26 protein-coding genes are annotated in these 24,890 nt (G+C 68.1%); 8 read left to right on the top strand and 18 right to left on the bottom strand.

The window, feature by feature from the left end; genetic code table 11:
* Position 1: 1 nt before the first annotated feature.
* From pdxA to C1930_RS03740, 4 genes are read left to right on the top strand one after another with little or no spacing between them, the layout of a single operon-like run.
* Positions 2 to 982 (top strand): 4-hydroxythreonine-4-phosphate dehydrogenase PdxA, encoded by a 981-nt coding sequence (gene pdxA, locus C1930_RS03755; RefSeq protein WP_108755458.1) that lies wholly within the window; start codon positions 2 to 4, stop codon positions 980 to 982.
* Positions 979 to 1,782, top strand: a complete 804-nt coding sequence (rsmA, locus tag C1930_RS03750) for a 16S rRNA (adenine(1518)-N(6)/adenine(1519)-N(6))-dimethyltransferase RsmA (protein ID WP_108748589.1) — start codon at positions 979 to 981, stop codon at positions 1,780 to 1,782. The genes pdxA and rsmA overlap by 4 nt, the downstream gene beginning before the upstream one ends.
* 13 nt (positions 1,783 to 1,795) lie before the next feature.
* On the top strand, positions 1,796 to 2,179 hold the full coding sequence (gene apaG / locus C1930_RS03745) for a Co2+/Mg2+ efflux protein ApaG (protein WP_108748588.1): 384 nt from the start codon (positions 1,796 to 1,798) through the stop codon (positions 2,177 to 2,179).
* A 15-nt stretch (positions 2,180 to 2,194) separates the two neighbouring features.
* A complete protein-coding gene (locus C1930_RS03740; protein ID WP_108771125.1) occupies positions 2,195 to 3,205 on the top strand; it encodes a symmetrical bis(5'-nucleosyl)-tetraphosphatase in 1,011 nt (336 codons plus the stop codon).
* 148 nt (positions 3,206 to 3,353) lie between these two features.
* On the opposite strand, the gene C1930_RS03735 is transcribed toward C1930_RS03740, so the two are convergent.
* The 10 genes from C1930_RS03735 to C1930_RS03690 form a co-directional block, all read right to left on the bottom strand.
* A complete protein-coding gene (locus tag C1930_RS03735; RefSeq protein ID WP_108771124.1) occupies positions 3,354 to 3,845 on the bottom strand; it encodes a dihydrofolate reductase in 492 nt (163 codons plus the stop codon).
* A 13-nt stretch (positions 3,846 to 3,858) separates the two neighbouring features.
* Complete coding sequence (locus C1930_RS03730) at positions 3,859 to 4,425, bottom strand: hypothetical protein (RefSeq protein ID WP_234412735.1); 567 nt, start codon at positions 4,423 to 4,425, stop codon at positions 3,859 to 3,861.
* Entirely contained in the window at positions 4,422 to 5,216 is a 795-nt protein-coding gene (locus tag C1930_RS03725; protein WP_108771122.1) for a thymidylate synthase, read from the bottom strand. Before C1930_RS03725 ends, C1930_RS03730 begins: the two co-directional genes overlap by 4 nt.
* Positions 5,213 to 6,100, bottom strand: coding sequence for a prolipoprotein diacylglyceryl transferase (gene lgt, locus C1930_RS03720; protein ID WP_108755453.1), 888 nt, complete (start codon positions 6,098 to 6,100; stop codon positions 5,213 to 5,215). The genes C1930_RS03725 and lgt overlap by 4 nt, the downstream gene beginning before the upstream one ends.
* Before the next feature lie 51 nt (positions 6,101 to 6,151).
* Positions 6,152 to 6,646: a TPM domain-containing protein gene (locus C1930_RS03715; protein WP_108771121.1), complete on the bottom strand. Its 495-nt coding sequence runs from the start codon at positions 6,644 to 6,646 to the stop codon at positions 6,152 to 6,154.
* Positions 6,646 to 7,524, bottom strand: a complete 879-nt coding sequence (locus tag C1930_RS03710; RefSeq protein WP_108771120.1) for a TPM domain-containing protein — start codon at positions 7,522 to 7,524, stop codon at positions 6,646 to 6,648. Before C1930_RS03710 ends, C1930_RS03715 begins: the two co-directional genes overlap by 1 nt.
* A gap of 3 nt (positions 7,525 to 7,527) precedes the next feature.
* Entirely contained in the window at positions 7,528 to 8,148 is a 621-nt protein-coding gene (locus tag C1930_RS03705; protein WP_108771119.1) for a LemA family protein, read from the bottom strand.
* An 875-nt stretch (positions 8,149 to 9,023) separates the two neighbouring features.
* Positions 9,024 to 10,184, bottom strand: coding sequence for an MFS transporter (locus C1930_RS03700; RefSeq protein WP_108755449.1), 1,161 nt, complete (start codon positions 10,182 to 10,184; stop codon positions 9,024 to 9,026).
* A 162-nt stretch (positions 10,185 to 10,346) separates the two neighbouring features.
* Positions 10,347 to 11,096 (bottom strand): TerC family protein, encoded by a 750-nt coding sequence (locus tag C1930_RS03695; RefSeq protein WP_108748578.1) that lies wholly within the window; start codon positions 11,094 to 11,096, stop codon positions 10,347 to 10,349.
* Between the two features lie 33 nt (positions 11,097 to 11,129).
* A complete protein-coding gene (locus C1930_RS03690) occupies positions 11,130 to 11,525 on the bottom strand; it encodes a diacylglycerol kinase (protein ID WP_108757643.1) in 396 nt (131 codons plus the stop codon).
* A 213-nt stretch (positions 11,526 to 11,738) separates the two neighbouring features.
* Here C1930_RS03690 and C1930_RS03685 point away from each other — a divergent pair, with 213 nt between their 5' ends.
* Positions 11,739 to 12,440, top strand: a complete 702-nt coding sequence (locus C1930_RS03685) for an SGNH/GDSL hydrolase family protein (protein ID WP_108748577.1) — start codon at positions 11,739 to 11,741, stop codon at positions 12,438 to 12,440.
* Positions 12,441 to 12,567: 127 nt separating this feature from the next.
* Here the strand turns inward: C1930_RS03685 and C1930_RS03680 are convergent, their stop codons facing one another.
* From C1930_RS03680 to C1930_RS03670, 3 genes are all read right to left on the bottom strand, one after another.
* Entirely contained in the window at positions 12,568 to 13,839 is a 1,272-nt protein-coding gene (locus C1930_RS03680; protein ID WP_108755447.1) for a HAMP domain-containing sensor histidine kinase, read from the bottom strand.
* Positions 13,840 to 13,989: 150 nt separating this feature from the next.
* The gene (locus C1930_RS03675) at positions 13,990 to 14,703 is read right to left on the bottom strand and encodes a response regulator transcription factor (RefSeq protein ID WP_002811889.1); all 714 of its coding nucleotides are present in this window, start codon (positions 14,701 to 14,703) and stop codon (positions 13,990 to 13,992) included.
* An 87-nt stretch (positions 14,704 to 14,790) separates the two neighbouring features.
* Entirely contained in the window at positions 14,791 to 15,435 is a 645-nt protein-coding gene (locus C1930_RS03670) for an arylesterase (protein ID WP_108752213.1), read from the bottom strand.
* Between the two features lie 75 nt (positions 15,436 to 15,510).
* On the opposite strand from C1930_RS03670, the gene C1930_RS03665 reads away from it, so the two are divergent.
* The 3 genes from C1930_RS03665 to C1930_RS03655 all read left to right on the top strand — a co-directional run bounded on the left by C1930_RS03665 (position 15,511) and on the right by C1930_RS03655 (position 19,088).
* Positions 15,511 to 16,158: an ATP-binding cassette domain-containing protein gene (locus C1930_RS03665; protein WP_108771118.1), complete on the top strand. Its 648-nt coding sequence runs from the start codon at positions 15,511 to 15,513 to the stop codon at positions 16,156 to 16,158.
* The gene (locus C1930_RS03660; protein ID WP_108771117.1) at positions 16,155 to 18,665 is read left to right on the top strand and encodes an FtsX-like permease family protein; all 2,511 of its coding nucleotides are present in this window, start codon (positions 16,155 to 16,157) and stop codon (positions 18,663 to 18,665) included. Before C1930_RS03665 ends, C1930_RS03660 begins: the two co-directional genes overlap by 4 nt.
* Positions 18,666 to 18,743: 78 nt before the next feature.
* On the top strand, positions 18,744 to 19,088 hold the full coding sequence (locus C1930_RS03655) for a DMT family protein (protein WP_108755443.1): 345 nt from the start codon (positions 18,744 to 18,746) through the stop codon (positions 19,086 to 19,088).
* 228 nt (positions 19,089 to 19,316) lie between these two features.
* Here the strand turns inward: C1930_RS03655 and C1930_RS03650 are convergent, their stop codons facing one another.
* From C1930_RS03650 to C1930_RS03630, 5 genes are all read right to left on the bottom strand, one after another.
* Positions 19,317 to 20,246, bottom strand: a complete 930-nt coding sequence (locus tag C1930_RS03650; protein ID WP_108771116.1) for a DUF6607 family protein — start codon at positions 20,244 to 20,246, stop codon at positions 19,317 to 19,319.
* A gap of 84 nt (positions 20,247 to 20,330) precedes the next feature.
* The gene (locus tag C1930_RS03645) at positions 20,331 to 20,933 is read right to left on the bottom strand and encodes a Hemin transport protein (protein ID WP_108771115.1); all 603 of its coding nucleotides are present in this window, start codon (positions 20,931 to 20,933) and stop codon (positions 20,331 to 20,333) included.
* 5 nt (positions 20,934 to 20,938) lie between these two features.
* Entirely contained in the window at positions 20,939 to 23,131 is a 2,193-nt protein-coding gene (locus C1930_RS03640) for a TonB-dependent hemoglobin/transferrin/lactoferrin family receptor (protein ID WP_313139158.1), read from the bottom strand.
* Between the two features lie 152 nt (positions 23,132 to 23,283).
* Positions 23,284 to 23,478, bottom strand: a complete 195-nt coding sequence (locus C1930_RS03635) for a hemin uptake protein HemP (RefSeq protein ID WP_108748566.1) — start codon at positions 23,476 to 23,478, stop codon at positions 23,284 to 23,286.
* 272 nt (positions 23,479 to 23,750) lie between these two features.
* A complete protein-coding gene (locus tag C1930_RS03630; protein ID WP_108752206.1) occupies positions 23,751 to 24,722 on the bottom strand; it encodes an aldo/keto reductase in 972 nt (323 codons plus the stop codon).
* Positions 24,723 to 24,890 lie beyond the last annotated feature (168 nt).

Genomic DNA, 24,890 nt, shown 5'->3' with positions numbered 1-24,890 from the left:
CATGCGCCCCGAGCTCGCGCTGGTACCGGGCGAGCCCGCCGGGATCGGTCCGGAACTGTGTGTCCGCCTGGTACAGCAGCCGCGCGATGATTGCCGGCTGCTCGCCTTCGCCGACCCGGAGACCCTGCGCGCGGCCGCTGCCGCGCTGAAGCTGCCCCTGCAACTGCTGCCGGAAGATGCGCACGCGCGTCTGCCCGGCGATCTGCGCCTGCGTGTGGTGGCCAATGCCGCGCCCAGCCGCTTCGGCCAGGCCGACCCGGCCAACGCCAGCGCCGTCATCGGCGCCCTGCTCGGTGCCGGCCAGGCCTGCCTGTCCGGCGAGCTGCACGGCGTGGTCACCGGCCCGGTGCACAAGGCGGTCATCAACGAAGGCGGCATTGCCTACAGCGGCACCACCGAACTGCTGGCCGACCAAGCCGGGGTGAAGGTGGTGATGATGCTGGCCAACGACATCGTGCGCGTTGCGCTGGCCACCACCCACCTGCCCTTGCGCGAGGTGGCCGATGCGATCACCGCGCCCGCCCTGGAACACACCCTGCGCACGGTGCATGCCGCGTTGCGCGGTGAGTTCGGTCTGGCTGCCCCGCGTATCGCCGTGCTGGGCCTGAACCCGCATGCCGGCGAAGACGGCCACCTGGGCCGCGAGGAACTGGACCTGATCATCCCGCTACTGCAGCGCCTGCGCGCAGAGGGCATGGATCTGGTCGGGCCGCTGCCGGCCGACACCGCCTTCCTGCCGGCCAAACTGGCCGGGTTCGACACCGTGCTGGCCATGTACCACGACCAGGGCCTGCCGGTGCTGAAGTATTCGGGCTTCGAACAGGCGGTGAACCTGACCCTGGGCCTGCCCTACCCGCGCGTGGCGGTCGACCATGGCACCGCGCTGGACCTGGCCGGACGGGGCATTGCCGACCCGTCCAGCCTGCAGGCCGCCACGGCCCTGTGTGCGCAATTGGCCCGGCAACGTACACTGAGCGTATGAATTCCCCGCATTCCCCCTCCGGCCCGGTGTTCACCGCCCCGGCCAAGAAGCAGCTTGGCCAGCATTTCCTGGCCGACCGCCACTACATCGACAAGATCGTGATGGCGGTCAACCCCAAGGATGGCGACCGCCTGGTCGAAATCGGCCCTGGCCAGGGCGCGATCACCCTGCCCCTGCTGCGCGTCCACCCGAAGCTGACGGTGATCGAGTTCGACCGCGACCTGATCGCGCCGCTCACCGCGGCCGCCGAACCGCTGGGCGAGCTGACCATCGTCCACCGCGACGTGCTGCGCGTGGATTTCACCGAACTGGCCGCCGGCCAGCCGATCCGCCTGGTCGGCAACCTGCCCTACAACATCTCCTCGCCCATCCTGTTCCATGCGCTGGAACATGCCGCGGTCATCCGCGACATGCACTTCATGCTGCAGAAGGAAGTGGTCGACCGCATGGCCGCCGGCCCGGGCAGCAAGGTCTATGGCCGCCTGAGCGTGATGCTGCAGGCCTACTGCCAGGTCACCTCGCTGTTCGTGGTGCCGCCGGGCGCGTTCCGGCCGCCGCCGAAGGTCGATTCGGCCGTGGTGCGGCTGGTGCCGCGCGACCCGGCCACGATCGCCATCCACGATCACGCGCGCTTTGCCGAGGTGGTCAAGGCCGCCTTCGGCCAGCGCCGCAAGACCCTGCGCAACGCGTTGAGCAAGGTGGTGACCGCCGAACAGTTCGCCGCTGCCGGCGTGCGCCCCGATGCCCGTGCCGAACAGCTGGATGTGGCTGAATTCATCGCTTTGGCCAATGCCACCTGATTACACTGCCGGTATGGAAGACGCTGACGTTTACGCCATCTCCGTTGAAGTTGCCCCGCGCTTCCTCGACGACCAATCCGCGCCGGAAGACGGCCGCTATGCGTTCGCCTACACGATCCGCATCCGCAACCGTGGCCGCGTGGCCGCGCGCCTGGTCGCGCGCCACTGGCGCATCACCGACGCCAACGGTCGCGTCGAGCATGTCGATGGCGATGGCGTGATCGGCGAACAGCCGCGCCTGCGCCCCGGTGAAGACTTCCACTACACCTCGGGTGTCATGCTGGGCACCGACCACGGGACCATGCAGGGCCACTACGACATGGTTGCCGACGATGGCACTGAATTTGCCGCGCCGGTCGCACCTTTCGTGCTGGCCATCCCGCGTACCCTGCACTGACACGGAGGCCGGACGATGAGTGTGTGGGCGATCGGCGACCTGCAGGGCTGCTACGACGTAACCCAGCGCCTGCTGGAAAAGATCCGCTTCGACCCGGCGCAGGACACCCTGTGGTTCTGCGGCGACTTGGTGAACCGCGGTGGGCAATCGCTGGAAACCCTGCGCCTGGTGCATTCGCTGCGCGAGCACAGCGTGGTGGTACTGGGCAATCATGATCTTTCGCTGCTGGCCGTGGGTGCGCGCACCGAGGAAGAGCAGCGCAAGGTCAACCCGGACCTGCTGCGCATCGTGCAGGCCGAAGACCGCGACGAGCTGCTGGAGTGGCTGCGCCTGCAGAAGCTGGTGCACGTGGACCGCGAGCTGGGCTGGATGATGGTGCACGCCGGCCTGGCGCCGAAGTGGACCACGCAGATGGCCGAAAAGCATGCCGCCGAAGTGGAAGTGCAGCTGCACGGCGCCGGCTATCGCAAGCTGTTCCGCAACATGTACGGCGACAAGCCCAGCTGGGCACCGAACCTGGCCGGCTATGACCGCTCGCGCGCGATCATCAACGTGCTCACCCGCATGCGCTACTGCACCCCGCGCGGTCGCATCGGCATTGAAGACAAGGGCACGCCCGGCACCCAGGAACAGGGGCTGTACCCCTGGTTCGAAGTGCCCGGCCGGGTCGAGCGCGACCTGAAGGTCGTGTGCGGCCACTGGTCGGCGCTGGGCCTGACCATCACCCAGGGCGTGCACGCCATCGATACCGGCGCGGTCTGGGGCGGCAAGCTGACTGCCCTGCAGCTGGATACCGATGAACTGCGCGTGGTGCAGGTGCCGGGGCGTGACGTGCCGGCGCCGGTCGCCAACGCACGGCCGCCGGCACGCCCGCCGCAGCCGCGTGCGCCGGCCGCTGCGCCGAGCAAGGAAGGCGGCAATGGCCAGCCAGCCGCGCCGGGCAACCGTGGCCCGCGCCGCCGCCGCCGTCGTGGTGGTGGTGGTGGTGGTGGTGGTGGCAACAACGGCGCACCGCCGCAGGCCTGACCCCGCTTGGTAGAGTCGAGCTTGCTCGACTGCCGTTGCCGACGCCTTGGTAGAGTCGAGCTTGCTCGACTGCCGTTGCTTTGCCGCAGTCGAGCAAGCTCGACTCTACGGCCCCGAGCAGTCGACCAACGGTCGACTCTACCCAGGGTCAGCGGCGCGTGTAGTGCGCGAAGCGGAACGCGTAGGCGTGGCGTGCGTCGGCCGGGTGCGGCTCGCTGCTGGTTTCCTGCCACACCGCCGGGTCGACCTCGGGGAAATGCGTATCGGCCGGCACCTCGGCGTCCACCCAGGTCAGGTACAGGTCGCTGGCCTGGTCCAGCATCTGGTGGAAGATCTCGCCACCGCCAATGATGCACAGCTCGCTGGCACCCTCGCCTTCGGCAATGGCCTTGGCTTCGTCCAGCGATGCCACCGCGCGCATGCCTTCAAACGGCACCTGGCCGCTGCGGGTCAGCACCAGGTTGGTCCGCCCCGGCAGCACCCGGCCGATCGATTCGGCGGTCTTGCGCCCCATCAGGATCGGCTTGCCCAGGGTCAGCGCCTTGAAATGCTTGAAGTCATCGGGCAGGTGCCAAGGCATGGCATTGCCCTGTCCGATGCCACGGTTGCGGTCCAGCGCTACGACCATCGAAAGTTTCATCGCTGCGGTCTCCTCAACCGGCATCGGTCTGCAGGCGATCGCAGGCCGCCTTGGCGGCGCTGGCGGCCCGCAACGCCGCAGCCAGCGACGGGCTGGACGAGGACTTCTCATCCATGCCATCGACGATCTTCTGCATCTGCGCCTCCTCGATGTCCTTCAGGCCGGGGCCTGACAGGACCTCCGCGGACAACGCCGCCCTATCGGTGTCGGTGTCGGCAGCCCGCGCCAAAAACGCCTGCAACTGGTCGCTGGAGTAGACGCTGGCGAGCTGCTGCTCGAGCACGCGCTGGTACTCCGGCTCTTCGATGCCCGCCTTGAGGTGCTCGGTCATCGCCGCGTACATGCCGGTCACCGCCTCGCGCATCTGCGCCTTGCAGCCTGCCGGGATGTCCTCGGGCATCATCGTGCTGCCGTTGAATGCCGCGGCAAACGCGTGGGCTTCCTCGCGCATGTGTCTGTGCACGATCTGTGCGTTGACTTCACCGGCCAAGCCCAGCGTATCGGCCGGTGCCGCGTACGCGCCCGTGCACAGCACGCCGGCCAGCAGCAGCAGCGGGGGCACACACCTGCGCAGCCTCATACCGCCACCGGGGCCTTGATGGCCGGGTGCGGGTCGTAGCCGTCAATGCGGATGTCGTCGAACTGGAAACCGAACAGGTCGGTCACCGCGGGGTTCAGCCACAGCTTGGGCAGCGCGCGCGGTTCACGCGACAGCTGTTCACGGGCCTGCTCGTAGTGGTTCGAATACAGATGGGCATCGCCCAGGGTATGCACGAAGTCGCCCACGCCCAGACCCGTGGCCTGCGCCACCATGTGGGTCAGCAGCGCGTAGCTGGCGATGTTGAACGGCACGCCCAGGAAAATGTCGCCGCTGCGCTGGTACAGCTGGCAGCTCAGCTTGCCGTCCACCACGTAGAACTGGAACAGGTTGTGGCATGGCATCAGCGCCATCTGCGAAAGCTCGCCCACGTTCCAGGCACTGACCACCAGCCGGCGCGAATCGGGATTGCGCTTGATCTCGTCCACCAGCCACTGCATCTGGTCGATCTCGCGGCCATCGGCGGTGGCCCAGCTGCGCCACTGCTTGCCGTAGACCGGGCCGAGATCGCCGTTGGCGTCGGCCCACTCGTCCCAGATGCGGACCTGGTTGTCCTTCAGGTAGCCGATGTTGGTGTCGCCCTTCAGGAACCACAGCAGCTCGTGGATGATCGAGCGCAGGTGCAGCTTCTTGGTGGTGACCAGCGGGAACCCTTCGTTCAGATCGAAGCGCATCTGCCAGCCGAACACGCTGCGGGTGCCGGTGCCGGTGCGGTCGCTCTTCTCGGCACCGTGTTCGAGCACGTGCGAAAGCAGGTCCAGGTAGGACTTCATGCCTTGCCCTCCGCCACCACCAGCGGCTGCGGCTGCAGCACCGGTGCGCGGCGCGACAGTGCCAGCAGCACCAGGCCCAGCGCCACCAGCGGCAGGCTCAGCAGCTGGCCCTTGGTCAGCCAGCCGAAAGCGATGTAGACCCCGTTGTCGGGCATGCGCACGAACTCCAGGCCGAAGCGGAAGATGCCGTACATCAGTGCGAACAGGCCCGACACCAGGTAGCGGTGGCGCGGCTTGGCCGACACCATCCACAGCACGGTGAACATCACCACGCCTTCCAGCGCCGCTTCATACAGCTGCGAGGGATGGCGCGCGTAGGGGTTCAGCGCACCGGTAGCGAACTGTGCCTTCAGCGTGGCCGCATCCAGCTGGTTCAGCGGTGCCGGCAGGCCCGAAGGGAACACCACGCCCCAGGTGCCGTCGGTGTACTTGCCCCACAGCTCGGCGCCGATGAAGTTGCCCACCCGCCCCAGTGCCAGGCCGATCGGCACCAGCGGCGCCATGAAATCGATCGTGTCGAACAGGTGCAGGCGCTGCTTGCGCGACCACCACCAGCACGCCACCACCACGCCCAGCAGGCCGCCGTGGAAGCTCATGCCACCGTCCCATACCTTGAACAGCAGCACCGGGTTGGACAGGAAATCGCCCAGTGCATAGAACAGCATGTAGCCGATGCGCCCGCCCAGCACAACGCCCAGCATGGCGTAGAACAGCAGGTCGGAAAAACCGTTGGCATCGACGCCCGGCAGGCGCCCCTGCGCGATGCGCTTGCGCCCCAGCAGCCAGGCTGCAGTGAAGCCCAGCAGGTACATGATGCCGTACCAGTGCACCTTGATCGGCCCCAGCGAAAGGGCAATGGGGTCGATATCGTGGAAATAGATCATGGAAGGTGCCTTGCAGGTGAACGCCTATTCTCGGGCCAGCGCCGCCGCGGCTCAACCAAGCAGCTGCGGGGTGTTGGGCAGCCCGTCATCGTGGGACCCCGAACCGGGCGGAAAGTGCCCGGCCAGCAGCCCGGAGACTTCATCGATGGCATCGCGCAGGGCCTGCACCGGTTCGCTGCCGCGCAGCCCTTCGCGCAGATGGGTGCAGATGCGCTGCCATTGCGCCGGGCTGACCCGGCCGTGCAGGCCGCGGTCGGCCACGATCTCGATGGCATGGTCGGCCAGCAGCAGGTAGATCAGCACGCCGTTATTGTGCGCGGTATCCCAGGTGCGCAGCTGGGCGAAGGCCTGCTCGGCCGCCTGCCGCGGGGTCACCCGCCGCCACAGCGCGTGCAGGGGCAGATCGGCTTCCACCGCGAACATGACCTGGCCGCCGTGGCGCTGTTCACCACTGGCGATGGCCTCGGTGATCGCCTGCAGCGCCGCCGGCGGGAACGCCCGCCGCAGCGACGGGGAAAAAAGGTGCCGCCCGATACGCCTGATCATCACCAGCCCCCCGAAGCGCCACCGCCACCGGAACGGCCACCGCCGCCGCCCCAGCTGCCGCCACCACCGCCGAAACCACCGCCGCCACCGCCGCCCCAACTGCCACCGCCCCAGCCACCGCCACCGGCGAAGCGGCCGGGGTGGCCCGAAAGCATGGCCACGATCAGGCCGACGATACCGGCCAGGCCACTGGCCAGCAGCGTGGAGGTGAACAGGAAGGCCGCCAGCGCGGCGCCGCCACCGCCCAGCAGGCCCCGCAGCGGTCGCGGCACCCGCGAGAACACCCCGCGCAGGATGCTGCCGGCAAATACGCCGATGAACAGCGCCAGCGCCCAGGTATCGCCGCCGTCGCCGCTGTCAGCGCCGCGCTGGCTGCTGACCGGCGCTGGCAGGGCCTCGCCATCGATCAGCTTGACCAGCATCGCGGTCGCTTCGGTGATGCCGCCGGCGTAGTCGCCGGCACGGAAACGCGGCACCAGGTATTCCTGGATGACACGGTTGGCAATGGCATCGGGAATGGCGCCCTCCAGCCCATAGCCCGGTTCGATGCGCACCCGCCGATCGTCCTTGGCCACCACCAGCAGCACGCCGTCATCGACGCCCTTGCGGCCGATCTGCCATTGATCGAACACACGGGTGGTGTACTGCGCGATGTCCTCGGGCTGGGTGCTGGGCACCACCAGCACCTGCAGCTGGCTGCCCTTGCGCTGCTGCAGCGCCAGCGCCTGCTGCACCAGTGCCTGCTTCTGCGTGGCATCCAGGGTGCCGGTGGTGTCGACCACCGGCGAATCCAGCGCCGGAATCGGCGCCAGCTGCTGCGCCTGCGCGGCCAGCGGCAGCCACAGCAGCAGGGCCAGCAGCGCGGTGAGCAGGCGCATGGATCAGTTCGCCGGCTGCGCTGCCGGCGGCTGCTGCGGCGCGTTGCCGAAATCGACCGCCGGCGCGTTGGAAATCTGCGCCTCGTTTTCCACGCTGAAGTTCGGCTTGGGCTGGTAGCCGAAGATCTTGGCGGTGATCAGCTGCGGGAACGAGCGGATGTAGGTGTTGTAGTCCTGCACCTGCTGGATGTAGCGGCCACGGGCGACGGTGATGCGGTTTTCGGTGCCTTCCAGCTGCGCCTGCAGGTCGCGGAAGTTGGCATCTGACTTCAGCACCGGATAGTTTTCGGTGACCACCAGCAGCCGCGACAGCGCACTGCCCAGCTCGCCCTGCGCCTGCTGGAACTGCTTGAGCGAGGCTTCGTCATCGGCGTTGACGTTGATCTGGCCGACCCGCGAGCGGGCGTTGGTGACTTCGGTCAGCACGCGCTCTTCCTGGCTGGCAAAGCCTTTCACGGTCTGCACCAGGTTGGGCACCAGATCGGCGCGGCGCTTGTACTGGTTCAGCACTTCGGACCAGCTGGCCTTCACGGCCTCGTCCTTCTGCTGGATGGTGTTGTAGCCGCAGCCGGAGAGCAGGCCGGCCAGCAGCAGCAGGGGCAGGACACGGGTGAGCAGGCGCATGGTGGCGATTCCGGGTGGACGATGTGCCGAGCATGCCACGGACGCGGTGAAAGATCGGCCATCGGGCGCCGCCCCCTCCGCGGTGGTGGTGCTCATCGATCGTCGGGGTAGTCCGGGCGGGTGGGCATGGCGGGGGACGCCGTGAATCCGTCCTTGGAGGCTTAGCCGCGCCATCCATGGCGCGGATACCCCCGCCACGCCCACCTGCCCGGCCTCGTACGGTTTCCTGCGCACCGCGGGAAGATCAAAAGAAAGAGCAGAAGCAGAAGCCCATGCTTCAGGCATTCGTGTCGACCAAGGTCGACACCTACCAGAGCGGGAGGTCGACACGCACCCAAGCGGGATGCTGTTCCGACAGACGGCGGGAAACTGTCGAAGGCGGGGTGGGTCCGGTTGAGGGGGCGTGAGCCGCATGGATGCGGCGACCGAGCTTACAGGGACGTACTTGCAGCGTCCCCCTCGACCGGACCCACCCCGCCATCCCACGGAATGCCAGCTTTTGACGTTGACGTTGATTCGGCGGGTGCAGGGCTGCAAGCCCTGCCGGAACCCACCCCCTCAGCAGGCTTCGGCGGCCGGGGAACGTGGCGGCCGCCAGGAATTCGTGTCGACCAAGGTCGACACCTACCAGAGCGGGAGGTCGACACGCACCCAAGCGGGATGCCGTTCCGGCAGACGGCGGGAAACTGTCGAAGGCGGGGTGGGTCCGGTTGAGGGGGCGTGAGCCGCATGGATGCGGCGACCGAGCTTACAGGGACGTACTTGCAGCGTCCCCCTCGACCGGACCCACCCCGCCATCCCACGGAATGCCAGCTTTTGACGTTGACGTTGATTCGGCGGGTGCAGGGCTGCAGGCCCTGCCGGAACCCACCCCCTCAGCAGGCTTCGGCGGCCGGGGCGCGTACCCGCCCCCACCACGCCAGCACCAGCGCAGCAGCGGCCAGCAGACCACCGGCCACCGGAATGGCCGCATAGCCCAGGCCCAGGCTGATCACCGCCCCGCCCAGCGCGGCACCCAGCGCATTGCCCAGGTTGAACGCACCCACGTTGATGGACGAGGCCAGGCCCGGCGCCTCGGTCGCCGCCTGCATCACCCGTATCTGCAGCGGCGGGACGATGGCGAAGGTGGCCGCACCGAACAGCAGCAGCCCCACCGCAGCGGTGGCGTGGCTCATGAATGCCAGCGGCAGCACCAGCATCAACAGGGCCAGCACCGCCAGCAGGATGCGCGTGGCGCCATCCAGCGACCAGTCGGCCAGGCGCCCGCCAATGCCATTGCCCACGGTGAAGCCGATGCCCACCAGCGCCAGCGACACCGCGATGAACGCGTTGGAGGCACCGGTCAGCTCGGTCAGCACCGGCGCTACATAGGTGTACAGGGTGAACATCGCACCGGCGCCCAGCACCGTGGTGGCCATCGCCAGCAGCACCTGCGGCTGCATGATCGCCTTCAGTTCACGGCGCACGTCCGGGCGCGGGCCCGGTGCCGAAGCCGGCAGGGCCAAGCCCAGCGCGGTGATCGCCACCACGCCCAGCACCGCCGTACCGGCAAAGGACAGGCGCCAGCCCAGCTGCTGCCCGGCCCAGGTGGCCAGCGGCACGCCGCCGATGTTGGCGATGGTCAGGCCCATGAACATGGTGGCCACAGCCGCGGCCTGCTTGTCCTTCGGCACCAGGCTGGCGGCCACCACCGCGCCGATGCCGAAGAACGCGCCGTGGTTGAGGCTGGTGACCAGCCGCGACAGCAGCAGCAGGCCATAGTTCGGCGCCAGCGCCGACAACAGGTTGCCGACCACGAAGATCGACATCAGCAGCATCAGCGCGGTGCGCTTGCCGAAGCGCCCCATCAGCAGGGTCATCACCGGCGCGCCCAGCATCACGCCCACCGCGTAGGCAGTGATCAACATGCCGGCGGTGGGGATGCCCACGCCCACGCCGTCGGCGATGACCGGCAGCAGGCCCATGGGCGCGAATTCGGTGGTGCCGATGGCGAAGGCGCCGACGGCAAGGGCCAGCAAGGCGGCTCTGGAGTTCATGGACGTTTCCTGCGTGGGGCAGGCCTGTGAAAAGAAGCGCACAGGGTGCGCGCTTTGCCCGGCCGGATTAAGCCCCGTGGCGGGGAAACAGTGTTGACCCCGGTTCACAGATCCCCCAGAACGCAGAACCCCCGGCCAGGCCGGGGGTTCCAGGAAACGTGCTTACCAGTCGCCGGCGCCCGGCACGTGGTGTTCGCGTGCGCGGCGGCGCATCAGCAGGTTCAGCCACTCCACCAGCACCGAGAAGCCCATCGCGGCGTAGATGTAGGGCTTGGGCACGTGCACGTCCAGGCCGTCCAGGATCAGCACCGCACCGATCAGCAGGATGAAGGCCAGCGCCAGCATCTTCACGGTCGGATTGGCGTCGATGAAGCGGCCCAGCGGGTTGGCGGCCAGCAGCATCACCATGACCGACAGCAGGATCGCGGCCACCATCACCGGAATGTGGTCGGCAATGCCGACCGCGGTGATGACCGAGTCCAGCGAGAACACGATGTCGATGATCGCGATCTGCAGGATGACCATGCCGAACACGCCCGAAGCCTTGCTGGTGGCAGGGTTTTCATCGTCGCCACCGGTGATCAGTTCCTTGATCTCCAGGTAGCCCTTGATGATCAGGAACAGGCCACCGACGATCAGCACCAGGTCGCGGATGGAAATGCCCATGCCGGCCACGTTGAACAGGTTGGCCGACATGTGCGCCAGGTAGGCCAGCGACACCAGCAGCAGGATGCGGGTGATGCAGGCCACGGCGATGCCGAGCTTGCGGGCGAACGGGCGGCGCTCTTCCGGCAGCTTGCTGACGGCGATGGAGATGAACACCAGGTTGTCGATGCCGAGCACGATTTCCAGCGCGCTCAGAGTGAACAGGGTCACCCAGGCATTGGGGTCGGCGAGGAACTCAAAGGACATGGAAACTCTTCAAGGCAGTGGGGAATGGGAGGTTCAGCCGTAGGTGCCGGCCAGCAGGTGCGGCACCACGACCAGGGCCCAGCACAGCAGTACGTTCATCATCAGCACGAACACCGCCGCCGAGCCCATGTCCTTGGCGCGGCCGGCCAGCTCGTGGATCTCCGCGCCATAGCGCTCGATCACCGCTTCGATGGCCGAATTGGCCAGCTCCATGGCCAGCACCAGCAGCATCGAGCCGATCAGCAGCGCGCGCTCCACCGGGGTCTGGCCCAGCCACAGCGCCAACGGCGCCAGCAGTACCAGCAGGTAGACCTCCAGGCGGAACGAGGATTCGTGCAGCCAGGCGGCGCGCAGGCCCTGCCAGGACCAACGGGCGGCCTGGAAGATGCGGCGCGGGCCGCGGGGCATGTGGCCGAAGTTGTCAGCCACGGGCGAGGGGTCCAGCAACAGGAGCGCGGCGCAGCGACCGCTCAGACGCACGGCAGGAGATCATGAAGGCACAGGGAGGGGCAGATGGCGCCCATTTTGCCACAAGGGCCGCCGTGGCACCCCGGCCCCGGCCGTGCGCCACCTGACAGGGACAAGCGGCCTGCCGGCCCAGCTCCTATGATGAACGTCCTTATTGTTGCGCTGGAGAGCCCGATGACCCGTCGCCGTACCTGCCTGCTGATGCTGGGCCTGCTGACTGCCGCACCGCTGGCGCAGGCGCTCAGCCCGCCGGCATCGCCGTCCGTGCCCGACCAGGTGTCCAACGTGGCCTGGGCCGGCGACATGGCCGCCTTCGCCCAGACCGACCGCACCTCGCCGCCGCCGCGCGGTGGCATCGAGTTCATCGGCAGCTCGTCCATCCGCATGTGGGACACCCTGGCCCGCGACTTCCCCACCCAGCCGGTGTTCAATCGCGGCTTCGGCGGTTCGGAAGTGCGCGACAGCACCTGGTACGCCGACCGCATCGTGGTGCCCTATGCGCCGTGCAAGGTGTTCTTCTATGCCGGCGACAATGATCTGAACAGCGGCCGCAGCGCCAGCCAGGTGCGCGACGACGTGGTGGCCTTCGTGCAGCGCGTGCACCGCGACCTGCCGAAGACGAAGGTGGAATACCTGTCGATCAAGCCCAGCCCGTCGCGTGCGCACCTGCTGCCGGCGATCAACGAAGCCAACGCGCAGATCAAGGCCGCGCTGGCGAAGCTGCCCAACACCGGCTACACCGACATCTACACCCCCATGCTGGGTGCCGATGGCCAGCCCGATGCGAAGCTGTTCCGCGAGGACATGCTGCACATGACCCCGGCCGGGTACGCGATCTGGACCAAGGCGCTGGCACCGAAGGTCAACTGCAACTGAGCCATTGCGGACGCCGGGCATGGCCCGGCGCTGCCGCCCTCCCATCCACGCATGGCGTGGATCTACCGGGATCGGGCGTGGGGTCAGCGCCCGTTGCGCGGCAACGGGATCCGACCCCGGCGCAGCGTCAGCGGAAGATGACCGTCGCTTCGGTGCCCTTGCCCGGCTCACTGGCCAGGCTGACCTTCCAGCCGAAGCGATCACACAGGCGGCGCACGATCGACAGGCCCAGGCCGGTGCCCTGCGGGCGGTCCGGTTCGGCGCGGTAGAACGGCTCGAATGCCCGCGCCAGCGCCTCTTCGGACATGCCGATGCCGGTATCGCGCACCACCACCCGGTCGTCCAGCACGTCCACGTCGATGCGCCCTTCGTCGGTGTAGTTGCAGGCATTGCGCACCAGGTTGCTGACCACCACCTGCAGCACCCGCGGCGGGGCGTGCAGCTGCACCGGTTCGGCACTGTGCAGGGCGATGCTGACCGCGCGGTTGCCCAGCAGTTCGCGCGCGTTGTCCACTTCGTAGCGCACCACCTCGTTCACATCGAACAGTTCGATCTGCGGTTCGATGTCGGCCTCACGGGCCAGGATCAGGAATGCGTCGATCACCGCTTCCATGTCACGCCCGGCGCGCTGGATGCGCTGCAGGCTGCGGCGCAGGCGCGGTTCCAGGCCGTCATCGGCCAGCGCCATGTCACTGGCCACGCGGATCACCGTCAGCGGCGTGCGCAGTTCGTGGCTGGCATCACGAGTGAAGTTGCGCTCGCGGGCCACGTGGTCGCTGACCCGGCTGGCCAGCGAATGCAGTGCCGCGGCCAGCTGCCGCGTCTCGCCCTGCATGTCCGCCGGCAGCTTGTCCGGCTCCAGGTCGGCCGCTTCCGGATGCCCCGGGTCCCAGCGCGAGACGCGCCGGGCCAGCCAGTTGACCGGCGAGACCAGGCGTTTGGAGGCGCGGTAGGTCACCCAGCTGGCGCCGTACACGGCCAGCAGGGTCAGCAGCACCGGCACGATGCCGAACCAGAACGCCAGCATTTCCGCGCGCGAACGCAGGAACACCAGGTACAGGCGCCCCTCGGGCCGCGCGTCCACCAGCACCAGCTGGTCATCGCCGGGCAGTTCGTGGAAGCCCGGCTCCAGCGCGCGCAGGTTGGCCGGCAGCGACAGGCTGGACTGACCGCGTTCCAGCAGGTAACCGCGGATGTTCTGGGTGTTGGGCGGCGGTTGTGCCGGCGAGGCCGCGTACAGGGTCCAGTAGTAGGAGGCCTCTTCGCGCAGGGCCGCGCCCACCAGACTGTGCTTGATCACCAGCGCCACCAGCCAGGCACCCAGCAGGATGCCCAGGCTGGCCAGCACGGCCTGCAGGATGAAAACGATGCGGATCTTGCGCGGCAGGCCGTGCGGCATTGCGGGGTCCCGGTCGAAGCGCTGCGATTATAGGCAGCGCCACGTGCCACGGTCGTGCACGGACGGTGACCACACTGGAAACAGGCTACCCGCCCGCTGCCCCGGGCCCCGGCCAGGGCCGGGGCGGGTCTGTGCCTGCGCCAGCACCGATCAGGCCATCGGCTGGGCGATATCGGCGATGCGGTAACCGGCGCTCTGCACGGTGTGCAGCAGCGGGCGGTCGAACGGCTTGTCGATGATCTTGCGCAGGTTGTACAGGTGGCTGCGCAGGGTGTCCGAATCGGGCAGCCCATTGCCCCAGATCTCACGCTCGATTTCCTGGCGGGTGACCACGCGCGGCGATTCGCGCATCAGGATGGTCAGCAGGCGAAGACCGATCGGCGAAAGCTGCAGTTCGGTACCGGCGCGGGTGGCGCGCATGCTGACCGGGTCGAGCACCAGGTCGGCCACCTTCAGCACTTCCGAACCCACCTGGCGGCGCTCGCGGCGGATCAGCGCGCGCAACCGGGCTTCCAGTTCCTGGATGGCGAACGGCTTGGTCAGGTAATCGTCTGCACCAAAGCCCAGGCCGGTCAGCTTGTCGTCCAGGGTGTCGCGCGCGGTCAGCATCAGCACCGGCGTCGACTTGCGTGCATCGTTGCGCAGGCGGCGGCATACCTCGATGCCGTCCAGGCGCGGCAGCATCAGGTCCAGCACGACCACGTCGTAGCTGTTCTCGGCTGCCAGACGGTAGCCGTCCAGGCCATCCTGCGCGTAATCCACCTCGAAGCCACGGCCTTCCAGGTACTCGCCGATCATCTCGGAGATGTTGCGGTTGTCCTCGACCACCAGCACCAAGCCGGAAGTCTCCTTCGTCTGACGCATGTGATTCCCTCTGTCTTCAGCTTTGTGAAACATGCCCCATCGACGGTGGACGCGATGTGAAGTTCCGTCAAGACGCGCGGAAACGGTTCATAGCAGGGGTTTGAGCAGCGGCCACACGTTGTCCAGCACCTTCGGCTGCGCCTGGGCGGTGGGGTGCAGGCCGTCGGCCTGCATCAGCCCCGGCTGCAGGGCCACGCCTTCCAGCAGGAACGGCAGCAGCGGCACCTTGTACTGGTCGGCCAGGCCCCGGTAGACCGCGGCCAGACGCTGGCGGTAGCCCGGGCCGTAGTTGGGCGGTACGTCGATGCCCAGCAGCAGCACCTTGGCCCCGGCCTTCTGGCTGGCCTGCACCATCTTTTCCAGGTTGCCGCGCACCTGCAGCGGGGTCAGCCCGCGCAGGGCATCGTTGCCGCCCAGGGCGATCACCACCACGCTGGGCGTTTCCCGCGCCAGCAGGCCGGGCAGGCGGGTCAGCGCGCCGGCGGTGGTTTCCCCGCTCATGCTGGCATTGACGATGCGCGGCGGGGTTTTCGACTGCTGCCTGACCCGCTTGTCCAGCAGGCTGACCCAGCCGGCATCGGCCGGGATATTGTGGGCAGCACTGAGACTGTCGCCCAGCACCAGCACGGTGCCGCCCGGACCTTTGGCACAGGCCAGCAGGGGCGCCAGCAGCAACCCTAGCAGCAGCACCATCATCGTGCCGGCTTGCCGGCTCCATCCTGTAACGCGCATTGGAGTCTCCTCATCGACAGCCTGTCCCCCCGCAGCGCGCCCGTCGCCATCGCCGTCGACCAGGTCGGCAAAACCGTGCAGGGCCCGGAGGGTGAAGTCCACATACTGGACAACATCACCCTGACCGTCCATGAAGGCACCAGCGTGGCCATTGTCGGCGCCTCCGGTTCCGGCAAGACCACCCTGCTGGGCCTGCTGGCCGGGCTGGACCTGCCCAGCCACGGCCGCATCGCCCTGGCCGGGCAGGAGCTGGGCGCGCTGGACGAAGAAGCGCGGGCACAACTGCGCGCGCGCGAAGTCGGCTTCGTGTTCCAGAGCTTCCACCTGCTGCCGGCGCTGACCGCCGCCGAGAACGTGGCCCTGCCGCTGGAACTGGCCGGCCGCGAAGACCCGGCCCGCGTGCAGCAGGTGCTGGAGGCGGTGGGCCTGGCCCATCGTGCCCGCCACTACCCGCGCCAGTTGTCCGGTGGCGAGCAGCAGCGCGTGGCCCTGGCCCGCGCCTTCGTCAGCCGCCCGCGCATCCTGTTCGCCGATGAGCCCACCGGCTCGCTGGACCAGGCTACCGGCCAGCACATCAGCGACCTGCTGTTCGAACTCAATGCCAGCAGTGGCACCACCCTGGTGCTGGTCACCCATGATCTGCGCCTGGCGCAACGCTGCCAGCACATCCATCGCATCGACAACGGCCGCCTGCAGGACGTCGCCCACGAGGCGCACGCATGAACCTGCTGCGCCATGCCTGGCGTGCGCTGCGCCGCGAAGCGCTGGCCGGCGACCTGCTGACCGTGTTCGCCGCGCTGGTGCTGGGCGTGGCGGTGATGACCGCCGTGGGCACCCTGGTGAACCGGGTGAACCTGGCCCTGACCGGCAGTGCCGCCGAAATGCTGGGCGGCGACCTGGGCGTGGGCAGCCGCAACGAACCGCCGGCCGCCTTTGCCGAGGAAGCGCAGCGGCGCGGCCTGGCCCATACCCGCATTGCCGGCTTCGGCAGCGTACTGTTCCAGGGCGATGCCAGCCAGATGGCCAGCATCAAGGCGGTGGAAGCGGGCTACCCGCTGCGCGGCAGCCTGCGCGTGCGTGCCACCCCGGGCGGGGCGCTGATCGAGCGCGCCGGCATGCCGCCCAAGGGCCAGGCCTACGCCGACCCGCGGCTGCTGCAGGCGCTGGGCCTGAAGGCCGGCGACGATCTGGAATTCGGCGCGGGCACGCTGCGCATTGCCGGCATCATCGAAGCCGAGCCGGATACCGGCGGCGACCTGCTGACGCTGTCCCCTACCCTGCTGGTGAACCGCGCCGACGTGGACGGCACCGGCCTGCTCGGCCCCGGCAGCCGCATCAACTACCGCTTGATGTTCGCCGGCGAACCGGCGCAGATTGCCGCGTTCCGGCAGTGGCTGCTGCCCCAGACCAAGGGCATGCGCGTGCTGAGCGTGGATGACACCCAGCGCGGGGTGCGCCAGGCCTTCGATCTGGCGGGCCGTTTCCTGGGCCTGAGCGCGCTGCTGGCGGTGCTGCTGGCCGGCGTGGCCACCGCCCTGGCCGCCAACCGCTTCGCCCTGCGCCGCATCGACCAGGTGGCCGTGCTGCGCTGCCTGGGCGCGCGCCAGCGCGACATCCTGCTGGGCCTGGCCCTGCAGTTGCTGATGCTGGCGGTGCCGGCCTGTGCCGTGGGCATCGCGCTGGGCATGGCCGCGCAGGAAGGCCTGGTACAGGTGCTGGGCAGTCTGGTGCCGCAGCGCCTGCCGCTGCCTGAAGCCACCCCGGCACTGACCGGCGCCGGCATCGGCCTGTTGCTGCTGTTCGGCTTCGGCCTGCCGCCGCTGCTGCGCCTGCGTGGGGTGCCGCCGATGCGGGTGCTGAACCGTTCGTTCGCCGCACTGCCACCGGCCTCGCTGCTGGCCTATGTGGCCGCGCTGGGCGCCAGCCTGCTGTTGGCGGTGCAGGTAACCGGCGATCTGAAACTGGCGCTGTGGGTGCTGGGTGGGCTGGCCGCGCTGGCGCTGGCCGCCGGCGTGCTCGGCTTTGTGCTGCTGCAGGTGCTGCGCGGCCTGCAGCACCGCCTGCATGGCAACTGGCGGCTGGGCCTGGCCGCACTGACCCGGCGCCGCCTGCTGGCGGTAATGCAGCTGGTAGGCCTGTCGCTGTCGCTGTGCGCGCTGCTGTTGCTGGCAGTGACCGGACCGGGCCTGCTGCAGCAGTGGCGCGAGCGCCTGCCGGCCGATACCCCGAATTACTTCCTGATCAACATCCAGCCCGAACAGCGCGACAGCGTGCTGGCCACCCTGCGAGGCCTGGGCGCGGACGATGCCAGCATCGAACCGATGGCCACCGGCCGCCTGATCGCGATCAACGGCAAGCCGCCGCTGCGCGTGGACCAGGCCGCTGCCGAAGGCAACGGGGCGAACAATGGCCCGCGCGAGGACGACGACGAGAACCGCCCGCTGAACTTCAGTTGGCGCAGCACCTTCCCACCGGCCAATGCGCTGCTGGAAGGCCGCTTCTGGCAGGCCGGCAGCAGCGCTGCGGAAGCGTCGGTGGAAACCGGCTGGGCGCGGCGCTACGGCGCGCACCTGGGCGATCGCATCACCATTGCCGTCGGCGAGCAGCAGCGCGAGTTCACCGTTACCAGTATCCGCAAGGCCGACTGGAACACCTTCCGGCCGAACTTCTTCGTGCTGCTGAACCCCAACGCGGTGGGCGATACCCCGCACAACCTGCTGTCGGCCTTCCATCTGCCCGCCGGCCAGGCCGCGGGTCTGGGTGAGCTGGTGCGGGCGCAGCCCAACCTGTCCCTGCTGGATGTGGACGCGGTGATTTCGCAGGTGCGCGATGTGATGAACCGGGTCGCGCAGGCGGTGCAGCTGGTGATGGTGTTCAGCCTGCTGGCCGGCGTGCTGGTGCTGCTGGCGGCGCTGCAGGCCACCGCCGGCGAGCGCCGCTACGACAGCGCGGTGCTGCGCACGCTGGGCGCCACCCGCCGCCAGCTGCGCGGCGCGGTGCTGGTGGAATTCGGTGCGCTGGGCACCCTGGCCGCCACGCTGGCCGTGGGTGCAGCGGCGGCGATCGGCCTGCTGGTCTCGCAGAAGGTGTTCGAACTGCCGCTGCTGCCGCCCTGGCCGGGCCTGCTGCTGGGCGGCGTGCTGGGCATCGGCCTGAGCCTGCTGGCCGGCTGGTGGGGTACCCGTCGGATCCTGCACACCCCGCCGGCGCTGGCCCTGCGCGAGGCCTGAGTACGGACAGCGCGGCGTGGATGTGCAGTCCACGCCGCGCTGCGTATGCTTGCCGCCTTTCCCCCAGGGCGTACGCCGATGCCGTTCACTGCTTACCTGTACCCGGTGCTGTTGCTGGTGGCCAGCAACGTGTTCATGACCTTTGCCTGGTACGGGCACCTGAAGTACAAGAGCGCGCCGCTGATGCTGGTCATCATGGTCAGCTGGGGCATCGCCTTCTTCGAATACTGCCTGCAGGTGCCGGGCAACCGGCTCGGCAGCGCGGTGTATTCGGCGCCGCAGCTGAAGGGCATGCAGGAAGTGATCACCCTGCTGGTGTTCGCGGTGTTTTCCGCGTTCTACCTGGACCAGCCGCTGAAGTGGAACCACTGGGCCGCGTTCGGGCTGATCGTGATCGCCGCGTTTCTGATGTTCAAGGAATAAGCGCATCCACGCATGGCGTGGATCTACTGCAGGCGGCCCGATGGATCCACGCCATGCGTGGATACGGAACCCCGGTAGATCCACGCCACGCGTGGATGCGATGCCGGGCAAGCCCGGCACCCACCAAAGCGAAGGTAGATCCACGCCATGCGTGGATGCGGTGCCCCGGTAGATCCACGCCACGCGTGGATGCGCTGCCGGAGAGACGCAGTCGAGCAGGGCTCGACGCTACAGAGGCGCCTTTTCCACGTACTTGGCGAAGACCTCGTCGATCTGCGCGTCCTTCACCTTCTTCCCGTCCTGGATGTCCTGGGCCTGGGTGAACAGCGGAATGATCATCGCCATGCCATCCAGCTTGGTCTTCAGGTGCACGCCCGGGGCCTGGCCAAGGAAGCCGTCCCAGCGCTGGCGCACCTTGCCCCAGTAACCGGCGGTGGCCTTCCAGTAATCGCGGGCCGGGGTGAAATCGACATCGGTGGTCTTGATGTAGTCGTTGAAGCCGAACTCGCGGGCGATTTCCACCTGGCTGCCATCGGCGTTGCGCTGCACCTTGGTGTTGAACTGCTCGTGGGTCCAGCCGTTCGGGGTCAGCGTGTGGCGGTTGATCACCGCCAGCGCGTTGTAGTCGCTGCGCTTGGTGTACTCACGGCGCGGCAACGGGCGCCAGCTCAGATCGCTGGTCCAGGTCGCCACGTTGTTGTCATAGCTCCAGCGCCCGGTGCCGCAGTAGCGCGGGGCATCACTCACTTCGTACACGCACTGGGTCCAGGCACCCTGGTTCTGCGCTGCCGGGATGGCACGCACCTGCCAGGTCTGCTCGGCGCTGAATTCGAAACGGTTCGGCGCCTCGTACACCCAGTCCTGCCGCCAGTGCTTGGTCACATGGCCGCTTTTTTCATCCAGCAGCAGGTGCTGCAGCACCACACGCTTCGGGCTGTCTTCCACCACCACCACCATTTCGTTGCCGCCGCTGCGCATGGCCGGCGCGCGTTCGTAGCCCGGCTTCAGCAGTACGGTTTCGTCGAAGGCGAAATCCACGGTGTATTCGCCCTGCATGGCCAGGATGCTGGCGTGGTCGCGGGCGATGTCGGAGGGCTGGGCGTGGGCTGCGCCGGTGGCGGCGAGCAGCAGCATCGCACTGGCTGTCTGCAACTTCATCGAATGTCCTTGGCTCTACGGTTCATGGAAAGGCCATCCGTGGCCGGTAGTCGTTCCATCAGGAGCGTTGCAGCGGGCGCGCGCTTACAGGCGCACCAGCGGCAGATCGTCCGGCGCGCGCGGGGCCGGGCGGCGCGCAGCGTCGGCACAGCAGCAGTCATCGATGGCCAGTTCGCCCTCTGCACCTTCCAGGCGGGCGATGCGGCGCGCGGTGGCCGCCCCCAGCGAGGACAGCGTGGACAGGCTGGCGGCCAGCGTACGGCCCTCTTCGGCCGCATGCAGGCGCAGTGCGCACAGGCGCCAGCGCTGCCCGCCCAGGTGGCCGGCCAGGCGCCGCCACAGCCGTTCGCCCACGCTGCCATCGGCATCGCGCGGCGGCGCCGACGGCAACGCGGCTACCAGCCGGTCCCAGGCCAGGAAATCACTGTCCGGCAGCAGGTACAGGCGCCACACGCAGCGGCCGCGGGCATCGAGGAAACACAGGCTTTCGCGCAGGCCTTCGCTGTCCACGCCCTGGCAGGCGTGCACCGAAACCGCCTGGCGCCAGCCGCCGATCTCGCTGCCATCGGCGTGGTACAGGCACAGCACGGTGCCGAGCGCGGCCAGCTGCGCCGGCGTGGGCCAGACCTGCAGCGGCACCCGCGGCAGGGACGACGACAGACGACGTGCAGACAGGGCTCGGCTCATGGGATTCACCAGGAAACGGCAAGGCTGGCCGACAGCGTGCGGCCGGGGCTGGTATAGCGGTCCAGCACGCTGCTGCTGGCCGACAGGGTCGAGCCAACGTTGGACCAGTCGATGTAGCGCTTGTCACCCAGGTTGAACACGCCCACGTTGAAGGTGGCGCCGGGGGCGAAGTTCCAGTGCGCCATCAGGTCGGCCACGCCGTAGCCGGCCGGGCGGTAGACCGTGGCCGAGGCGACCCGGTCCTTGCGCTTGACGAAGGTGCCGGCCAGCTCGACGCCCCAGGTATCGGTGTCGTACATCAGGCCGACCGTGCCGCGCATCGGGTCCACCGAATCCAGCGGGGTGTCTTCGGTCTTGTTGTCACCGCGCGACCAGGCCACTGCGCTGCGCAGCGCCCAGCCCTGCAGCGCGGGGCTGATCTGGCCGAAATCCACGCCGGCCTTCAGCTCGGCGCCGTAGATGCGCGCATCGGCGATGTTGCGCGACTGGAACACCATCAGGCCCTGCGCGTTGGTGCCCACCAGCGACTGCGACTCGATGAAATCCTTGTAGTCGTTGTAGTAGCCGCTCAGGCTGACGTACGCCGCCGGCGACAGGAAGCGCAGGCCCAGTTCCACGCCATCGCTGGTTTCCGGCTTCAGATCCGGGTTGGGAATGGCGGTGTAGCCGAAGGCGAAGTTGGTGAAGCCCAGGTTGACGTCGTTGTAGGGCGGCGAGCGGAAGCCGCGCGAGTAGCCGGCAAACAGCGACCACGCATCGGTGAAGCGATAGACCATGCCCAGCTTGGGCGAGACGCTGGTCTTTTCCAGCTTGGTGACGGCAACGCCGGGATTATCCTGGGCGAAGATCGAATCCACGTCCGGCTTCAGCTCGTAACGGTCCACGCGTACGCCCGGCACAAGCGACAGCTTGCCGCCGGCCATGCGCATCTCATCCTGTGCATACAGGCCCAGTTCGGTGGTCTTGCTGATCGGGAAATCGCGCACCGGGAACACATCGGGCAGCAGCGTGCTGGTCACCTGGCCGTTGGCCAGCACCTGATAGCCATCGCGCTTCTGCCGGATCTCGGTGCGCGCGCCTTCGAAGCCATAGGTCAGTGCGTGTTCCACGCTGCCGGTGCTGAAGGCCTTGTTGAACTGCGCCTGCAGGCCGTACACCTGCTGGTCGAAGTTGAACTCGCGATGGCGACGGGTGCGGTTGGCACGGTCTTCGTCGGTGACCTGGGTGGTTTCGCTGTGCTGGCTGTAGACCTGCCAGTGCAGGCTGTCGGCGAAGGCCTTGTCCAGCGCATCCATTTCATGGGCGAAGGACACGCGGGTGCGTTCCTGGGTGTCGTGCGCTTTCATGCCGGTGGTCGTGGTGCGGTCGATCAGCGACAGCACATCGGTATCGGTGCTGTCCTCGTTGCCTTCCACGGTCAGGCGGAAGCGCTGGTCCGCGCTGGGCGCGAACACCAGCTTGGCCAGGCCGCTGCGACCGTCGCGATCCTGCGGGTTGGCCGCGGTACGGGTGTTGTTGCGGCTGCGCACGTCGCCCTGGTTGTCGGTTTCCTGGCCCTGGCGGTGGTTGATGTTGACCATGCCGCTCCAGCGGTCGCCGCCAAAGGCGGTGGTGATGCCGCCGAGCAGGCCCTGCCACTCACCGTCGTAGCCGAACTTCAGGCCAACGTAGCTGTCCTTGCCATCCTTCAGGTAGTCGGTGGGGTCCTTGGTGACGAAGGCCACCACGCCACCCAGCGCATCGGAGCCATACAGCGAACTGGCCGGGCCGCGCACGATCTCCACGCGTTTGAGCGTGTCCAGATCGGTGAAGTTGCGGTTGGCGTTGGAGAACGAGCCGATGCTGAAGCTGGTCGGCATGGCGATGCCATCGGTCTGGATGCGCACGCGGTTGCCGTCCAGGCCACGGATGCGGATGCTGCCCAGACCAAAGCGGGTCGCGCTGCGGCTGGCCGACAGACCCGGCTCGTAGCGGATCAGGTCCTGGAGGTCCTGCACCAGATGGCGGTCCATCTGTTCGCGGTCGATCACATCCACCGTGGCAGCCACATCGCTCACGGCGCGTTCGGTGCGCGTGGCGGTGACCTGCACGCGGTCGAATTCGCGCGCATCGGGCGCGGCATCGGCTTCGGCGGCGGCATGGGCGGACAGCGGCAGGGCCATCCACAGGGCGATCGACAGGGCGGTCTGGCGGGTCATCGGTCTTGGGTCTTCGGGCACACAGGGGGAACCCCCGGCCACCGGCACGCAGAACGTGCACGGACAGCCGAGGGGGAGAGAGCGGGAGCGGACGGGTCGCCCACCCTGCCAGCGGACCGGCAGGTGGGAGGGGTGCGGGCGACCAGGCCGCGTTACTTGGTCAGGATCAGCTTGTCGTTGCTGGTGTGGCGCAGCCGATAGAAACGGTCGCCGTGCTGGATCAGGATTTCACGACGGCCCTTGAGCAGGGCTTCGCTGTCGATGACCTCTTCGGCCGGAACGGCACGCACCGGGCGGTCGCGGAGGGTCAGCGTTTCGGGGCGCAGCAGTACAGGTTGAGCATTCATGAGCGTCTGGACTCGTGCGAGGGACGCGATAGATGATAATGATTCTCAGTTGACAATCAACAACCATTCTCAATTCGGGCAATGAGATTATCTATTGAATTGTTAATTTCAATAGACATTGGCTATTGATTGGGTAGAGTCGAGCTTGCTCGACTGCGCTTGCTCAGGAGCAGTCGAGCAAGCTCGACTCTACGAAAGGCAAAGGCAGGAGCAGACGAGCAAGCTCGACTCTACGCAAGGCGTGGCGCGCGGGTCCGGCGCCACCAGGGCGATCAGACGAACGCGGCTTCCACCCGTGCCCAGCCGGCCTCGTCCATCTGCGCCAGCACGTCCAGCGCCTGCAGGTTCTGCAGCAGCTGCGGCACCCGGCTGGCGCCGAGGATGACGCTGGACACGTTCGGGTTGCGCAGGCACCAGGCAATGGCCAGGCTGGCCGGGGCATGCCCCAGCTCGCGGGCGACCTGGCTGAAGCGGCGAACCTGGGCCAGGCGCGCGGCAGCGTTGTCGCCCAGCACCAGGTCCTGCAGCCAGCCCATGCCGTCACGGCCCAGGCGCGCGTCGGCGGGAATGCCATCGTCGTACTTGCCGCTCAACAGCCCCGACGCCAGCGGCGAGAAGATGGTGGTGCCCAGGCCCGGCGCTTCATACAGCGGGGCGTATTCCACTTCCACCCGCTCGCGGTGCAGCAGGTTGTACTGCGGCTGCTCCATCGACGGGCCCTGCAGGTTGTGCCGCGCGGCCACTTCCAGCGCCTGCTGGATCTGCGCGGCCGACCATTCCGACGTGCCCCAGTACAGCACCTTGCCCTGCCGCACCAGGGTATCCATGGCGTGCACGGTTTCGGCGATGGGCGCGTCCGGATCCGGGCGGTGGCAGTAATAAAGGTCCAGATAGTCCACCCGCAGGCGCTTGAGCGCGGCGTGGCAGGCATCGGTCACATGCTTGCGCGACAGGCCGCGCTGGGTCGGCCGCGGGTCCTTGGCACTGCCGAAGAACACCTTGCTGGACACGCAGTAGCCGTCGCGCGGCAGCCGCAGATCGGCAATCACATCGCCCATCACCTGCTCGGCGCGGCCGTTGGCATAGCCCTCGGCGTTGTCGAAGAAGTTGATGCCATGATCCCAGGCGGCGGCCACCAGGTTGCGCGACTCGTCCCGGGCGACCTGGTCGCCGAAGGTCACCCAGGCGCCGAAGGACAGGGCGGAAATCGGCAGGCCAGTGGAGCCCAGGCGACGGTAGAGCATGACAATCTCCTGCTGCAGGCCCGCATCCGGGCCGGGATCGAGCCCCCATTCTACCTGTCCCGGCAACCGCCAAGCCCTTGCCGTTGCTGGCTTGTTCGGTGCCGATGGGAACCGGCAGGCGGCTTTTCCTTGCTCCGGCCCCTGCCCTGCACTAGGCTTCCCGTTTTT

Origin of the sequence: Stenotrophomonas sp. SAU14A_NAIMI4_8 (assembly GCF_003086695.1) — a bacterium.
Classification (GTDB): Bacteria; Pseudomonadota; Gammaproteobacteria; order Xanthomonadales; family Xanthomonadaceae; genus Stenotrophomonas.
Note: the sequence above shows the minus strand (reverse complement) of the source record. Positions and strands in the feature narration are given on the sequence as shown.

Excerpts from the sequence above, each read along its gene's own strand:
- C1930_RS03630 (WP_108752206.1), bottom strand. The coding sequence starts at position 24,722 with ATGCTCTACCGTCGCCTGGGCTCCACTGGCCTGCCGATTTCCGCCCTG.
- C1930_RS03710 (WP_108771120.1), bottom strand. The coding sequence starts at position 7,524 with ATGCGCCTGCTCACCGCGCTGCTGGCCCTGCTGCTGTGGCTGCCGCTG.
- apaG (WP_108748588.1), top strand. The coding sequence starts at position 1,796 with ATGGAAGACGCTGACGTTTACGCCATCTCCGTTGAAGTTGCCCCGCGC.
- C1930_RS03675 (WP_002811889.1), bottom strand. The coding sequence starts at position 14,703 with ATGCGTCAGACGAAGGAGACTTCCGGCTTGGTGCTGGTGGTCGAGGAC.
- C1930_RS03645 (WP_108771115.1), bottom strand. The coding sequence starts at position 20,933 with ATGAGCCGAGCCCTGTCTGCACGTCGTCTGTCGTCGTCCCTGCCGCGG.
- C1930_RS03715 (WP_108771121.1), bottom strand. The coding sequence starts at position 6,646 with ATGATCAGGCGTATCGGGCGGCACCTTTTTTCCCCGTCGCTGCGGCGG.
- C1930_RS03700 (WP_108755449.1), bottom strand. The coding sequence starts at position 10,184 with ATGAACTCCAGAGCCGCCTTGCTGGCCCTTGCCGTCGGCGCCTTCGCC.
- C1930_RS03670 (WP_108752213.1), bottom strand. The coding sequence starts at position 15,435 with ATGCGCGTTACAGGATGGAGCCGGCAAGCCGGCACGATGATGGTGCTG.
- C1930_RS03725 (WP_108771122.1), bottom strand. The coding sequence starts at position 5,216 with ATGAAGTCCTACCTGGACCTGCTTTCGCACGTGCTCGAACACGGTGCC.
- C1930_RS03650 (WP_108771116.1), bottom strand. The coding sequence starts at position 20,246 with ATGAAGTTGCAGACAGCCAGTGCGATGCTGCTGCTCGCCGCCACCGGC.
- C1930_RS03635 (WP_108748566.1), bottom strand. The coding sequence starts at position 23,478 with ATGAATGCTCAACCTGTACTGCTGCGCCCCGAAACGCTGACCCTCCGC.
- C1930_RS03730 (WP_234412735.1), bottom strand. The coding sequence starts at position 4,425 with ATGAGGCTGCGCAGGTGTGTGCCCCCGCTGCTGCTGCTGGCCGGCGTG.
- C1930_RS03655 (WP_108755443.1), top strand. The coding sequence starts at position 18,744 with ATGCCGTTCACTGCTTACCTGTACCCGGTGCTGTTGCTGGTGGCCAGC.
- lgt (WP_108755453.1), bottom strand. The coding sequence starts at position 6,100 with ATGATCTATTTCCACGATATCGACCCCATTGCCCTTTCGCTGGGGCCG.
- pdxA (WP_108755458.1), top strand. The coding sequence starts at position 2 with ATGCGCCCCGAGCTCGCGCTGGTACCGGGCGAGCCCGCCGGGATCGGT.
- rsmA (WP_108748589.1), top strand. The coding sequence starts at position 979 with ATGAATTCCCCGCATTCCCCCTCCGGCCCGGTGTTCACCGCCCCGGCC.
- C1930_RS03740 (WP_108771125.1), top strand. The coding sequence starts at position 2,195 with ATGAGTGTGTGGGCGATCGGCGACCTGCAGGGCTGCTACGACGTAACC.
- C1930_RS03705 (WP_108771119.1), bottom strand. The coding sequence starts at position 8,148 with ATGCGCCTGCTCACCCGTGTCCTGCCCCTGCTGCTGCTGGCCGGCCTG.
- C1930_RS03695 (WP_108748578.1), bottom strand. The coding sequence starts at position 11,096 with ATGTCCTTTGAGTTCCTCGCCGACCCCAATGCCTGGGTGACCCTGTTC.
- C1930_RS03735 (WP_108771124.1), bottom strand. The coding sequence starts at position 3,845 with ATGAAACTTTCGATGGTCGTAGCGCTGGACCGCAACCGTGGCATCGGA.
- C1930_RS03660 (WP_108771117.1), top strand. The coding sequence starts at position 16,155 with ATGAACCTGCTGCGCCATGCCTGGCGTGCGCTGCGCCGCGAAGCGCTG.
- C1930_RS03685 (WP_108748577.1), top strand. The coding sequence starts at position 11,739 with ATGACCCGTCGCCGTACCTGCCTGCTGATGCTGGGCCTGCTGACTGCC.
- C1930_RS03680 (WP_108755447.1), bottom strand. The coding sequence starts at position 13,839 with ATGCCGCACGGCCTGCCGCGCAAGATCCGCATCGTTTTCATCCTGCAG.
- C1930_RS03640 (WP_313139158.1), bottom strand. The coding sequence starts at position 23,131 with ATGACCCGCCAGACCGCCCTGTCGATCGCCCTGTGGATGGCCCTGCCG.